Origin of the sequence: Leptolyngbya sp. CCNP1308, from assembly GCF_034932455.1 — a bacterium.
Lineage (GTDB): Bacteria > Cyanobacteriota > Cyanobacteriia > Phormidesmidales > Phormidesmidaceae > Nodosilinea.
The window spans coordinates 23,840-37,454 of record NZ_JAYGIH010000001.1 but is presented as its reverse complement, the minus strand read 5'-3'; the positions used below and the strand labels follow the sequence as shown (position 1 = coordinate 37,454).

Annotated in this window: 11 protein-coding genes; 4 read left to right on the top strand and 7 right to left on the bottom strand. The window is 57.6% G+C overall.

What is annotated here, in order from left to right; all coding sequences use genetic code 11:
• Nucleotides 1-2 precede the first annotated feature (2 nt).
• Both VB780_RS00135 and VB780_RS00130 read right to left on the bottom strand, forming a co-directional pair.
• The gene (locus VB780_RS00135; protein WP_323349105.1) at nucleotides 3-3,164 is read right to left on the bottom strand and encodes an efflux RND transporter permease subunit; all 3,162 of its coding nucleotides are present in this window, start codon (nucleotides 3,162-3,164) and stop codon (nucleotides 3-5) included.
• 120 nt (nucleotides 3,165-3,284) lie between these two features.
• Entirely contained in the window at nucleotides 3,285-4,016 is a 732-nt protein-coding gene (locus tag VB780_RS00130) for a cobalt transporter (protein ID WP_323349104.1), read from the bottom strand.
• A 119-nt stretch (nucleotides 4,017-4,135) separates the two neighbouring features.
• Between VB780_RS00130 and rppA the strand changes: the two genes are divergently transcribed.
• On the top strand, nucleotides 4,136-4,831 hold the full coding sequence (gene rppA / locus VB780_RS00125) for a two-component system response regulator RppA (RefSeq protein ID WP_323349103.1): 696 nt from the start codon (nucleotides 4,136-4,138) through the stop codon (nucleotides 4,829-4,831).
• Nucleotides 4,832-4,837: 6 nt separating this feature from the next.
• Nucleotides 4,838-6,286 carry a two-component system sensor histidine kinase RppB gene (gene rppB, locus VB780_RS00120; RefSeq protein ID WP_323349102.1) on the top strand — a complete coding sequence of 483 codons (1,449 nt, stop codon included), beginning with the start codon at nucleotides 4,838-4,840 and terminating at the stop codon, nucleotides 6,284-6,286.
• A gap of 518 nt (nucleotides 6,287-6,804) precedes the next feature.
• Here rppB and VB780_RS00115 read toward each other — a convergent pair.
• From VB780_RS00115 to VB780_RS00100, 4 genes are all read right to left on the bottom strand, one after another.
• Complete coding sequence (locus VB780_RS00115) at nucleotides 6,805-7,044, bottom strand: hypothetical protein (protein ID WP_035989033.1); 240 nt, start codon at nucleotides 7,042-7,044, stop codon at nucleotides 6,805-6,807.
• 123 nt (nucleotides 7,045-7,167) lie between these two features.
• Complete coding sequence (locus VB780_RS00110) at nucleotides 7,168-7,551, bottom strand: hypothetical protein (RefSeq protein ID WP_323349101.1); 384 nt, start codon at nucleotides 7,549-7,551, stop codon at nucleotides 7,168-7,170.
• A complete protein-coding gene (locus VB780_RS00105; RefSeq protein ID WP_323349100.1) occupies nucleotides 7,548-8,036 on the bottom strand; it encodes a hypothetical protein in 489 nt (162 codons plus the stop codon). The genes VB780_RS00110 and VB780_RS00105 overlap by 4 nt, the downstream gene beginning before the upstream one ends.
• A gap of 44 nt (nucleotides 8,037-8,080) precedes the next feature.
• Nucleotides 8,081-9,214 (bottom strand): ParM/StbA family protein, encoded by a 1,134-nt coding sequence (locus VB780_RS00100; RefSeq protein ID WP_323349099.1) that lies wholly within the window; start codon nucleotides 9,212-9,214, stop codon nucleotides 8,081-8,083.
• Between the two features lie 616 nt (nucleotides 9,215-9,830).
• On the opposite strand from VB780_RS00100, the gene VB780_RS00095 reads away from it, so the two are divergent.
• Entirely contained in the window at nucleotides 9,831-10,148 is a 318-nt protein-coding gene (locus tag VB780_RS00095) for a hypothetical protein (protein ID WP_035985554.1), read from the top strand.
• 10 nt (nucleotides 10,149-10,158) lie between these two features.
• Nucleotides 10,159-12,852 carry a MobF family relaxase gene (gene mobF, locus VB780_RS00090; protein WP_323349098.1) on the top strand — a complete coding sequence of 898 codons (2,694 nt, stop codon included), beginning with the start codon at nucleotides 10,159-10,161 and terminating at the stop codon, nucleotides 12,850-12,852.
• 14 nt (nucleotides 12,853-12,866) lie between these two features.
• On the opposite strand, the gene VB780_RS00085 is transcribed toward mobF, so the two are convergent.
• The gene (locus VB780_RS00085; RefSeq protein ID WP_323349097.1) at nucleotides 12,867-13,466 is read right to left on the bottom strand and encodes a Uma2 family endonuclease; all 600 of its coding nucleotides are present in this window, start codon (nucleotides 13,464-13,466) and stop codon (nucleotides 12,867-12,869) included.
• Nucleotides 13,467-13,615: the final 149 nt, after the last annotated feature.

The window sequence follows — 13,615 nt, the reverse complement described above, 5'->3', positions numbered from 1 at the left end:
AGCTACTGCCTTAACCCGGCGGTAGAATGCGACGCCGCGACAGCGATCGCAACCTCCAAGGCAGTCTGCTTTCGTTTTGGCATCAGCCACTTACCAAACTTGGCGTAGATCGCCGGAATCACCAGCAGCGTCAGCGCCGTCGAGGTAAACAGGCCACCCAAAACCACGATCGCCAACGGTTGCAGAATCTCATTCCCAGCCCCACTGGCGATCGCCAAGGGCAGCATTCCCAACGCCGAGGTCAGCGCCGTCATCAAAATGGCGTTGACCCGGTCGAGCGATCCGCCGACGATGACATCCTTGAGCGGCATACCCTGGGCAAATTTGCTGTTGTAGTTGTCCACCAGCAACAGACCATTACGCACCGCCACACCAAACAGCGTGATAAAGCCAATCAGCGAGGCGATGGACATCACGCCCCCAGTCAGCAGAATCGAGATAATACCTCCCACCAGCGCCAGAGGCAGGTTAATCATGATGGCAACGGTGGCGGGCAACGACTTGACCGAGAAGAACATTAGGACTGCGATCGCGATCGCCGCCAAAATGCTGTAGACCAGCAGGTTGCTCGTGGCCCGCTGCTCTGACTCAAACTGGCCGCCGTACTGGATGAAGTAGCCATTGGGCAATTGCACACTCTGCTGAATCTGGGCCTGAATATCGCCCACCACGCTGCCCAGGTCGCGCTCGGCCACGTTGGCCGAGACCACAATCAGCCGCGACACGTCTTCCCGGTTCACCACGTTGGCCCCCATGCCATAGTCAACGGCGGCCACATCCCCCAGAGAAATCGTCTCGCCCGTGGGAGTGCTAATGGGGATAGCGCGAATGGCATCCAGGTTGTTGCGGGCCGACTCTTGCAGACCGACGGCAATGTTGACGAGCTGCTGGCCTTCCGGCACTTGGGAGACCACCCGACCGTTCAGCGCTGTTTCCACCACATCGGAGATCGCCGCCATGCTCAGGCCATAGCCCGCTGCCGCCGTGCGATCGTACTGGATCTGCACCTGGCGAATGGGCAACTGCGGTTCTAGCTGGAGGTCTACTACCCCTGCGATCGGTTCAATCAGGTCGCGCACCTGTTCGCCGATGCGGCGCAGTTCCGCCAGGTCGGGGCCAAAGATTTTGATCGCGATCGCACTTCTCACCCCCGACAGCACCTCATCCATGCGATGAGAGATAAACCCACCAATATTCGGAGCCACACCTGGCAGCGCCAGAAACGCCTCCCGCAGTTGTTGCACACTGGCCTCTCGGTCTTCTAGGGCCAGGTCACTGAGTTCCACATCGACGTGGGCCATGTTCACCCCGGCCCCATCGGCATCGCCAGGAGCCCGTCCCGCCCGCACCTGCACCCACTCGTAGAGGGGATTGTCTTGCAGCGTTGTGGCCAGCGCTATCCCAGCCCGATTGGTAATATCCAGCGACACACCGGGGAATAGCACCATGGAGTTGACCAGGGATTTCTCCTGAAACTCTGGCAAAAACACTCGCCCTAACGACGGCACAATCGCCAGGGTCGCCATCAGCGCCGCCAGCGCCAGCGCCAGAATGAGCTGAGGTGCCCGCATCGACAGGTTCAATAGCGGACGGTAGAGCCGCTCGGCCCAGCGCGACACGAACGTGCCTTCCTGGGGCAAAGTTTGGTTGGCCAGCAGAATGGCACAGAGGGCGGGCGACAGGGTCATTGCCACTAGGGTAGAGGCCGCAATGGAAAGTAGGTAAGCCAGACCCATCGGCGCAAAAATTCGCCCTTCCACCCCGGTCAAACTAAAGATTGGCGCAAACACCACCACGATAATCACCGTGGAAAAAATCACCGCCAGCCGCACCTGCACCGAGGTGTCGTAGACCACCTGGAAGGGGTGCTTGGGGTCGCCCTGGGCCTGGTTGGTGCGCAGACCCCGATAGCAGTTCTCCATATCCACAATCGAGTCATCGACCACCGAGCCAATGGCCACCACCAGACCGCCCAGAGTCATGGTGTTGATGCCCAGGCCAAAGGCTTTCATAAACATCAGGCCGATCAGCAGCGACAGTGGAATGGCGCTGAGGGTGATGATCGCCGTGCGCCAGTTCATCAAAAACAGCAGCATGATCACCGAGACGATGATGATGCCCTCGATCAGCGAGGTGCTGACGTTGCCAATGGCCGAGTCGATGAAGTTTGACTGGCGGAAGGTGCGGGCCATCTGCACGTCGGGCGGGAAGGTGCGCTGCAAATCGGCGATCACCGCTTCTACCGCCCGAGTCACCGTGGGGGTATCCACATCGGGCTGCTTGTTGATCATCAGCACGATGGCGGGCTGGCCGTTAAAACTGGCATCGCCCCGCTTCAGAGCGGCCCCGGTCTGCACCTCGGCCACGTCTTGCAGCAGAATGGGTTCGCCATTTTCGACCTTGACCACCGACTGCTGAAGGTCTGTGATCGACTGCACCTGGCCTAGGCCGCGCACCAGCAGCTCCTGTCCACCGCCGATCAAAAAGCCGCCGGGGGCGTTGGAGTTCGCGCCTTGGGCTGCGTCGGTGACCTCGTTGAGGGCGACATTACGGGCTCGCAGTTGATCGGGGTCTACCAGCACCTTCTCTTGCCGTTCGTCACCGCCGTAGACAGTCACCTGCGTCACCCCCGGCACCGACAAAATCTGCTGGCTGAGGGTGCTGTCTACCAAACGGCGCAGATCCAGCATCGAGGTCTGGCCCTGGCCATTGAGCGTAAAGGAATACATCAAAATTGTGCCTAGGGGCGAGGCCAGGGGCGATAGCTCAGGGGTGTGGGCCGTCACCGGCAGCTGACTGCTCGCCTGTTGCAGGCGTTCGGTGACCGACTGCCGCGCCTGGGCGATATCGGCCTCCTGGTCAAAAACCACCTGCACCATCGACAGCCCCACCTTCGACGAAGAGCGCACGGTAGTCACCCCTGGCAGGCCATTCACCACGCTTTCAATGGGCACGGTGATTTGGGTTTCAACTTCCTCGGGGGCCAGTCCAGGGGCTTCGGTGTGAATATCGACCTGGGGCGGCGCAAACTCGGGAAACACATCCAGCGGCATCTGGGTGAGGCTGAAAACGCCCCAGATGGTCACCGCAATGGCAGCGGCCACAATAAACCACCGCTGGGCAATGGAATTTTTGAGAGTCTGGTTCAGAAGTGAGTTAAACATCGAAGGTAATTTCTGAGAAAAAAGATACCGCCCGTCGCGCAAACGTCTCGTTTGCATCGCAGTCCAGAGAGCTGCGCGACCATCTATTGCTGAGACATTGATGCAGAGAAACGACCCAGGTTAGTAGCCTCCTCGTTTGCCCGAATAGGTGCCATCGGAAAAGCGGCTCTTCTTTTTGCGACCGCTGCTTAAAAAGGTCATCGCCCCAGTGACTACGGCAGCCGCTGACGTTACACCGACTACAAGCCCCCAGGGGAAACTCCTAGAGGGTGCAGCGGTTTCGCTCGCCTGAGCCAGCTCACCCGCTGCGAGAACTGCTTCACTAGGTGGAGCAAGATTGCCCGCCGTATCATGGCTGTGGGGAGTGCCTTGGGCATCGGCCTGAGCGTGGGCCGTATCGGTTGCCGGAACGGCTGCGGTCGGGGCAGCTTCAGCGGTCTGGGTTTTGCGCGACTCCGCATAGAGCGATAGGCTACCTTGGGTGACAAGCTGCTCCCCTACCGACAGCCCATCGGTGACTTCAATCAGGTCGCCCTGGGTCGCACCGGTCGTCACCGGCACCGGCTCATAAAAATTGCCATACTGCACGAAGACGAGCTGCTGACCGGCGTCATCCACCAGAGCCGTCACCGGAATCAGCACGGCAGCGCTGCCATCGGCGGCAGACTCAATGGGGTTAACCTCAATGCCCAATAGGGAGTCGGTCTCAGCCTTGACCTCGACTCGGTTGATGCCGCCTTCGGCCTGAAATTCATCACCGTGGCCCACGTGAGAGATCGCGGCTTTGGGCACCGCTAGCAACAGAACAGAAATTAGAGCGGCTTCTAGAAAAGGCTTTTGGGTGTAACGCATGGTTCCTCACTCCGAAATTTGGCTACGGTCGGTCGTAGTCTGCCAGAGCGCCGATGAAATCGAGGTGAAACGGCGGGTCGTTCTGTAAGATCAACGTCGTAAACTGTGTGCCTGAGGCTATGCGAATTTTGCTGGTGGAAGATGAGGAGGATTTGGGACTGGCGATTAAGCAGGTCTTGATGGGTGAGAAGTATGTGGTGGACTGGGTGACCGATGGTGCCCAGGCCTGGTACTGCCTTGAAAACCAGTGGACAGACTACACCTTAGCCATTATCGATTGGCTGTTGCCCGAGCTGTCTGGGCTGGAGCTATGCCAACGGCTCAGGTCACACCAAAACCCCTTGCCCGTACTAATGCTGACTGCCCTGGGCCAGCCCGAAAATCGCGTCACGGGGCTAGACGCCGGAGCCGATGACTACTTGGTTAAACCCTTTGTGATGGAGGAGCTGCTGGCGCGGCTGCGGGCAATTCAGCGGCGCTCGCCCCAGCTACAGCCCCAAACCCTAACCGTTGGTTCGTTTACCTTAGATGATGCCAACACGACCCTATTGGTGGCGCATTCCGATCAGCCTGCCCAGAGCATTGCATTAACGCTGAAGGAGTTTCAGGTACTGGCGTATTTGATGCAAAACTGCGATCGCATCATTCCCGGCAGCAAAATTCGCTATCAACTGTGGGATTTGGACGATGAGCCAGTGAGCAATGTGGTGGCCGCCCAAATTCGCCTGTTGCGCCGCAAGCTAGCCAAGCATGGCTGTACCTGCCCGATCGAGACCATTCCTGGTCAAGGCTATCGTTTTAACTCTTCCCTTTAGCCGCCCATGAATAGCCAGCAGCTCTTTCGTCGCAGTCGCACCCGCTTGGCCCTCTGGTACGCCGGGGTGATGGCGGGGATTCTTGGCCTGGCGGGGCTGGGGATCTACCGGGCGCTAATTCAGGCCAACTCGGCGGCCCTAGAGCGAGAAATTGAATCGATCGCCGGAACGCTCCACGACAGCCTAGAACCCATGCTGCCCCCGTCGGCAGATCCGACTGTTGTTTTGCAGCAAATTTTTCCTGACCTGTGTGTGGCCGGGCAGGTCTGCGCTCCCCAGCCTACGGTGATTCAGCGCCATACCATTGGCATCAGCGATCGCAGCAGCTACTACATTCGCCTGTTCGACCACCATGGCGACCTGCTGGCCTTTTCGCCTAATCAGCCCTTGCCGCTGCCCCAAACTGTAAACCCTGCCCCGTGGCAAACCCTGCAAAGCGACAGCGGCACTCGCTATCGCCAGTTCACCACCATTTTGCACAGTGCCGATGCCCATCCCACCAGTACCGATGGCCATAATCATCCCTCCTGGGGCTACATGCAAATTGGGCGCACCTTGGCCCCCTTTGATGCCGAGGTTAGACGCATCCGGTGGATTTTGACGGTGGGGTTGCCAATAGCGCTGGGTCTGGTCGCGGCCTCTAGTTGGGGGCTGGCGGGTCTAGCCATGCAGCCCATTTACCAGTCGTATCAACGGCAGCAGCAGTTTACCGCCGATGCCGCCCACGAGCTGCGATCGCCCCTTGCCAGCCTGCTTGCAACCGTGGAAGCCATCCTTCGGCTACCACCTGCTCAGCAGCAAGATGTTTCGCCCATGCTCCAGACCGTAGAGCGCCAGGGCCGTCGCCTCAGCCACTTGGTCGCCGACTTACTGTTGCTGACCAGCCTGGAGCAAGACACCTCCCCCAAATCGTTTAAGCCCTGCTGCCTGAATGATTTGATTGCTGATTTAACTGAAGAGTTCTCGGAACTGGCGGCGGCCTCAGACATTCACCTAGCCCATCACCTTCCCGACGCTGAGATTTATGTTTTGGGGCATGAGTCTCAACTCTACCGGCTCGTCTCCAACTTAATGGCCAACGCCATCCAGTACACCTCTCCAGGGGGATCGGTGCTGGTAAGTTTAGAGGCTCGCGATAGCTTTGCTAAGCCTTACGGCGATCGCATGGCGATCATTGCCGTCAAAGATACGGGCATTGGCATTCCAGCAGCTGAGCAAAGCCGCATTTTTGAGCGCTTTTATCGGGTTGACAGCGATCGCTCTCGCAAAACTGGCGGCACTGGGTTGGGGTTAGCAATTGCCAAGGCGATCGCGCAACATCACAAGGGACATCTCACCATAAAAAGTGATGTAGGTCAGGGCAGCATATTCTCAGTCTATCAACCTGTTATTCATCCACCGGTCGTCCGTTTAGAAGCGCAGAACCCTCAGGATTACTACGAGTTAAACGGTTAACGCCCAGAAAACGACGAGCATCGTTCTCCAGGCACTATCATGCTGAAAGTGCTGTTGCCGAAAGCATAAAGAAACGACCGTGGCTGACAACAATTAGCAGGAAAGCTTCCTTTATTTACATGCTTTCTTAAGGAAGAATATAACGAGTCAGAATAGACATGACCTCCCCAGGATTAGGGGTAGGTAGGAGCGGGCTCCATATTCCCACTTCGGCATAGCCGAGCCCATAGAGATTATGGATGGTGCTCGTAACACCCCTCGGAGAGCCAATCAGCAGATGGCGTAGCGGTTCTCGCCCAGACGGTACATCTTCTATAGCAATGGGCAAAAGCGGAGAGCGGGGATCCTTTGGATAGCTAGCCGGAGGTTGGGTCATTGTGCTTCACCAGGTGAGGAGTACTAAAGGGTTTTGAGGATACTAAGCGTTCTAGCTGTGCCCAGTGGACTAAGTCGCTTTAAGACCACGATAGTTTTGAAGTTGCCGTCAGGGCAACAAATCAATGCACAGATGACAACATCTAATCTCGTTTTCGCTTTCGCTTTCGTTCCCAAATCTCCCGGAGGTGGGAGGGTTCGTTTTCAAACTGGCTCCAAAGAGCATGAACTTCAGCCAGTCGCCGCTTATCTGCCTCGGATGGCTCGCGGCGATGCTCTCCCTGCGAGAACCAGTGGGCCACGGTGCTCTTAGAGCGCCCGCATAATTCCGCTAATTCGTCGTAGGTGACAACCCAGTACTCAAGGAACTCTTCCGGCTCCATGCGTCTTGAAATCCTAGCCTTGTAAGCCTTGAACAGTTCCCAGTGTCGTCTGGTTGGGGTTTTAGCGGCTATCATGGCAAGAGCGTGAGTATGCACGGGTGACAACTTTTAGGTCATGATACGTCAACTTAGAACTGATCCGTCAGTTTGCCTTGAGGACATTTGACGATCCCCCAGCTCTTTGTGTAGCTCCTGCCGAATGATGGCAAATCGCTGGACATCTGCCTGGGTCAGCCAAGACTCAATTTCGTAGAGCGTCTGTCCATTATTCCGCTGAGTCCGTAACGTGAGAATCGTCTCTGGCAGGTGGTGAGCATCGCCCCTGAACTCGATATTCAGATCGCGCCCCCGCTCCACAATCGTGTAGAACTGCTTGCCCTCAAACACCCGCTGCCCCCGGTGCTGCCCCTGGCAAAACCGCTCCAGGAGCAGCACCGCCGTCCCCGCGATCTGCTCCTGGGTCTGTCGGTCAACGGGGATAGGTCTTCTGGGGCGCGGCGGAGTCACGTCAAGTCATTGATGAAGGGATTCAGTCCCGCCATGATGGCGGCATCATCTCCCAAGAACTCCCGCAGTGGCTGATCCACCGGCCCTGGGTCAGGCAAGGTTTTGATGGGTGCTGTTGGGGTGGATGCTAGGGAGCTATTGGCCGATGGTAAATGTCGTGGGTTTGGCCCAACCAGTGGGAGAGCTACCTTGGGTGGCGTTATCGAATCATCGAAGGCTTCCAACTCCGGCAGAAACTGTTCCTTGATTTCTAGAATCTGAGTTGTCAACTGCTGAATTGATCGCACAGCCTGCCGCCGAATTTCATCCTGGGGAGCATGAACCGCTGCCATGGCAAATGGCCCATAGCAGCCATTCAATGCTGATCGCATACGGGCATGGAGGTCATGGCGCGATCGCCCCCGGCAGTAGCCAATCACCGCCACATCTAGCTCATCTCGGCTGGAATACTGAATCCGGGCCTTTGTTTCTGACGTTTGGGTCATTCCTCTGAGTCCTTATCGTTGCTGCAACTGGGGAGAGTTTGGTGCTAGCGAGTTTGGGTTGGCTTGGCGCTGTACATGAACGTTTTGAACAACCCATAGACATCGGCCCAGCGGACACTGGTGATCAAGTCGGGTTCCGCCGTGCCCTCCTGGCCTCGCAGCACATCGGTCATCTCATGTCGCAGGGCCTCGGCCCAAGTGATCTGCTGAGCCAGCCCGCGCTGGTCAAAAAACTGTTCCAGTTCTGGCCGAATAAAGTAGGCAGCACCCCCGCCGACAATTACCTCTACTTCAGCTGAGGGCAGCCACTCCACCAGGAACTGATTCACCCGATCCAGATAGAACTCCCGAGCATAGCTACAGGCCTTGGCCAGGTCGAGGGCTTCCTTGCGGCCTGGGACGTGGAAGGTGGGGTGCCCCTGCAAGATTGCTTCCAGCAGAGCCGGATCATCGGGAGCGACTCCTGGCAGTTCAGTGGCACATTGCTTTAGGTATTCCACAAACCCCGGCCCCTGGGAGGTGCTGTTGGTTTCCTGGGGCGTGCTGCCTTTCTCGAAGGTGAGGATGGAGAGATTGCGGTGGCCAAACATCAGGACAACGACGGTAGAATCGCGAATCCCTACCCCAGCTCTGGCCAGCTGCAACCCCTTGGCTAGGTAAAGCCCGGCCCCCTCTGGTTGCATCTCGATGCGATCTAATTGCCCAAACAAAGCCCGGCCCCGAAAGCTGAAGTCTGAAATGGCTCCCAGAATCTGACCCTTCAGCTCCTTGCGGTCTTGCCAATATTCTTCCAGCGGCAGCAGCAGGCCCAGTTGGGCAGTGAACTCACAACCCGAACTGTCGGAGTCCTGGGCTGCCAGAGTTTTCTCTGCAATGACGCCGAGGGTAGCCAAGATTTTGTAGACGGCGCGATCGCGCTTCGGCAGAGCCAGACCCGAGTCACCTTTTTGGGCGATCGCTAACGCCCCAATGGCATAAGCACTATTACCCACCATCACATAGGCGCTGTCCTCCGGTTCCTGGCTGGTCAGCCCGCCCAGCATCAGCCGGTCGAGCCGAGCGGGGTTTAATCGAGCCACCTGGGGGTCGAGGTGCAGCAGGTAGGGCTGGCCCTGCCAGTAGAGGCACTTGGTGGCAGAGCTGCCCATATCGATATAGGTCTGGATGATTTGGGTCATAGTTTGAATGCCAATGACAGCGTTTAATCAACAGCTTGAGAAGCAAAGAATGTCTTCAAGCTGGTTGATCGATATCTGTATTCTGGGTTGTCGTTTTTATTCACGACTTAATAACGACTGAATTGTTATCTTCAGCAAAATCCATCATTGTTTTGATGACTGGTAAATTTCATTCACGGCTTATTCACGGCTTATTCACGACTTGATAACGACTTGCCTATCCAGAACCCAAGGCAAGCCTGGAATCACTCAATCATTCACGACTTGATAACGACTTATTCACGACTTCTCCTTTTTTAGGGTGCCGATTCCAATCAATAGACTGATGAATAAAAACAAACTTTGCAGCTCTCCGAGCTGAGCAGAACCGACATATTCTGTGGGCTAAAACAGAGATTGTTGCCCCTTGTATTCTCCCCAGGGAATGCCCCGGCAAAAGCCTGATGGGCTGCCCTGGGGGCTACGCCACTCCACTGCGTTTCGTAGCTCCGCGTTTCACACACCACGCCCAGCCCTGGGCCAGGGGGTTGCTGAAACCCAGCATTAGCAGGGGTTCCAGTCATGGGAGCCAATGGCCGGTCGTTTACGAATCACTGACGAATTCACGGAAAAGCTCATGGGTAAAGGATTTAGCGTCTCGCTGCCCCTCGAAGAGGCAGCGATCGTCGAGAAAGAGGCCAATCGGCTGGGTCTACCCGCCGCCAGCATCATTCGCCTGATGATGCGCGACGGTCAGCAGCGCCGCGAGCTGGAACGGCAGGTAGATGACCTGAAGGCTCGAATGGAGCTGCTACAAGTGCAGTTCCAAGGGCTACAGATTTTGCTGGAGACTATCGCCCTAGAGCAGGCCAATGCCCGAGGGCCGCAAGCGCTGGAAAATCGCAAGGCGCTGATTCAGGAAATCCGCAAGCGCCAGGGCCTGGTAGAAGGCTAGGAGGTCAGCCATGCTCAGCCTGACGGTGATCAGCGCCAACCAGGGCGAAACCTACTACACCGCCGAGAACTACTACACCAGCGAGGAGAACCAGGCCCATTCAAGTTGGTGGGGCCAGGGTGCCAAGAGCCTGGGGCTATCGGGCCAGGTGCAGGGGGGTGACTTCAAAAATCTGCTCTATGGCTCTCATCCCCAGGGGCACCAAACCCTATCGGGTCGAAAGATCGATCCGGAGCGTCATCGGGCCGGGCTAGATTTAACCTTTAGTGCGCCGAAGAGCATCAGCTTGGCGGCTCTGGTCGGGGGAAATGCAGCGATCGAGCAGGCCCATCGCACAGCGGTGGTGCGTACCCTGGCCATCATCGAGGAGCGCTATGCCCAAACGCGGGTGCGGACGCCGGATGGACGGCAGGCGATTGGCACCGGCAACCTGATCGTCGCCCAGTTCCACCACGATACCTCCCGCGAGAAAGATCCGCAGCTGCACACCCATTGCGTCGTGATCAATGCCACGCAGCTCGCTAACAGACGTTGGCAGTCGCTCCATAACGACATCCTCTTCAAGCAGCAAAAGCTGTTGGGGATGATTTACCAGAACGAGTTGGCAGTAGAGGTGCAGCGGCTGGGCTATAGCATTGAGCCCAGGGCGAACGGTCAATTTGAACTCCGGGGGTATCGACCCGACGACCTCCAGACCTTCTCCAAACGGCGGGAGCAAATTCTGGCGGCGGTGGAGGAGAACGCGACGGCCCAGGCGCGAGAGCTGGCGACGCTGATGACCCGTGCGCCCAAGGGCAAGGAAATCCCTCGGGAAGAGCTGCGCACCTACTGGCAGCAGCAGGCCCAGGCGTTGAATCTGAAGCACCCTCAAGCCCAGATGCTGGACTGGCAGAGCCAGCCGAAGCGGGCCACTCAAGCCGGGCTGACCCACTGCGCTGAGCGGGAGGCGGTATTTAATCGCGAGCAGGTAGAGCGGTTTGCCCTGGAAAACCATCTGGGACAGCAGTGCTTTGATGAGGTGCAGCAGACCTTGGATACCGATCCAGAGGTGATTCATACCCATGACCAGCGGCTGACCACCCAGACGGCGGTGCTGCGCGAGTTGGAGACCATTCGCACGGTGCTGGAGGGGCGGGGAGAGGTGGGGAGTATTGCCACCCCAGCTCTAGTGGAAGCCCATCTGCGCGATCAGGGGCTGACCGAGGGGCAGGTGCAGGGCGTGATGTTGGCGGCCACCACCCGCGATCGCGTCATCGCCTGGCAGGGTGTCGCCGGGGCGGGGAAGAGCTACGCCCTAAATCAGTTTCGCCAGATAGCGGAGTCGCAGGGCTATACCGTCCGGGGCTTTGCCCCCAGTGCGGAGGCAGCGAAGGCGTTGGGCGACTCGGCTCAGATTCAGCCGGTGGAAACGGTGGCGGCGTTGCTGTGTGCTCAACAGGCTGAACCGAACCCGGCTCAGCCTGAGGTTTGGGTCGTAGACGAGGCAGGGCTCTTGAGCGCCAAGGATGCGCTAGCCCTGGTGACCAAGGCCCAGGCGGAGCAGGCCCGAGTGGTTTTGGTGGGAGATACCCGACAGCTGTCGGCGGTGGAGGCGGGGAACCCGTTCAAGAGTTTGCAACATGCGGGGATGGCGACGGCCTACCTAACCCAGTCGCTGCGGCAGAAGAATCAGCAGATCAAGGTGGGGGTTGACCTGATTGCCGCTGGGGAAATTGCGGCGGGGGTGCAGCAGTTGAAGCCGTATATTCAGCAGGTGAGTAGTCAGGAGGCGAGGGCAGCGGCGATCGCCCGCGACTATCTCGCCCTGACCCCAGGCGAACGAAATAAGACCTTGCTGCTGGCGGGTACCAACCAGGAGCGGCTCGCGATCACCCAGCTAGTGCGAGAGGGCCTAAAGGCAGAAGGCACTTTGGGCCAAAGCCTAACGGTAAAGCGGCTGAAGGCGAGAGATTTGACAGAGACCCAGGCGGGCTATGCCCACCATTTTCAACCGGGAAATGTGCTGATTCCCCAGGCCAACTACAAGCGGCTGGGGTTGGAGAAAGGGCAGCGTTACGAGGTGCTGGCGACGGATAGCCACAGTAATGGGCTAATGCTGCGGGGACAATCGGGGGCAGCGTTGCAGGTGGATCCAGCCCAGATCCGGCGGAAGTCGGTTTATGAGGTGGAGGAGATGGAGATTGCAGTGGGCGATCGCCTACGGTGGACGCGCAATGACCATGCCCTGGGACGACGCAATGGCCAGGAGTTTGAGGTGGTGGGCTTGGAGGAGGGGCAGGTGATGATTCGCTGCGGGCGAGGGGAGGTGGGGTGTTTCGAGAGTTCAGAGCTAGCTCATTTGGATTATGCGCTGGTCAGTACCACCTATGCAGCCCAGGGCAAGTCGGCGGAGCGGGTGATTGGGGCGTTGGACCGTCATGTGGCGCGGGAGAGCTTTTATGTGGCGGTGAGCCGGGTGAAGCGAGAGCTGCGGCTATATGCCTCGGAAGATTTGGATCGGCTGATTGAGCGGGTGGAGCGATCCAGGGCGAAGGAAAACCCTGGAGAGGTTACGGGTATGAGTAGTGGCCGCTCTCAGCCCGCTGATTTGCCACTACCGACCAATTTGGACAATTTAGTTGCCATAACCAATCAGCCGCTAAATCTGTCTCACACAAATCATGGCAATAGTTCTGACAGGCGAGGTAGAGGCTTTGAACGATAGGGGATTAGCCAAATCTATCGGTCAGCCTCAAAAATCTGGCTTGCTTTCAGAGTTAGATCTGGAAACTCGACTGAGGCAATGGCCCTCTGCAACCCAAATACTCCGACCTCTTGATAGGTCTCACCGGCTAGCGACAGCACCATGACGGTTTGGGCTACGGGGTCAACTAGCCAGTACTCAAGCACTCTAAGGGCTGCGTACTGAGCCCGTTTGGAGACATAATCGCGGTCTCGATTGGTTTTGCCAGGGCTGACAATCTCAACCACCACCCGAGGGGGCGGCATATCGCGGGTGATCGTTAACCGCCTCTGGGTCAGTTCTAGGTGCTCGGGGCGGAGAACCACCAGGTCGGGGTAGCGGTTGGCCGCATCGTTCGGTTGCAAGACCGGCACTTGCAGTTCTAACGCATGAATTTTGATTAACCGCAGGGGAGCGACGTTGGCCGCGACCAGCAGAAATTGCAGATAATTAGCCAGCCAATTATTCGGTTCTGACTCGGGTGGCAATTCGACTAACTCTCCACGCACTAATTCAAAACGCCCTTCTAGCGGCGTCGCATCACTGTAGGCAAGATACTCCTCAAAGGAAGTGTGCTTTACCTTAGCCTGGGTCATAGCGTTGTCCCCGCAGACGTTGCTCTCATCCTAACGTGCTGCATGGCTTTACCTAATCCCTGGCCTGCCCTGCCTACCCCCCGCATAAAAAGCTTTTAGCTAACCTGGCTCAAACAACCCAATCTTCAGAGATCCAGGTCAACCTACGG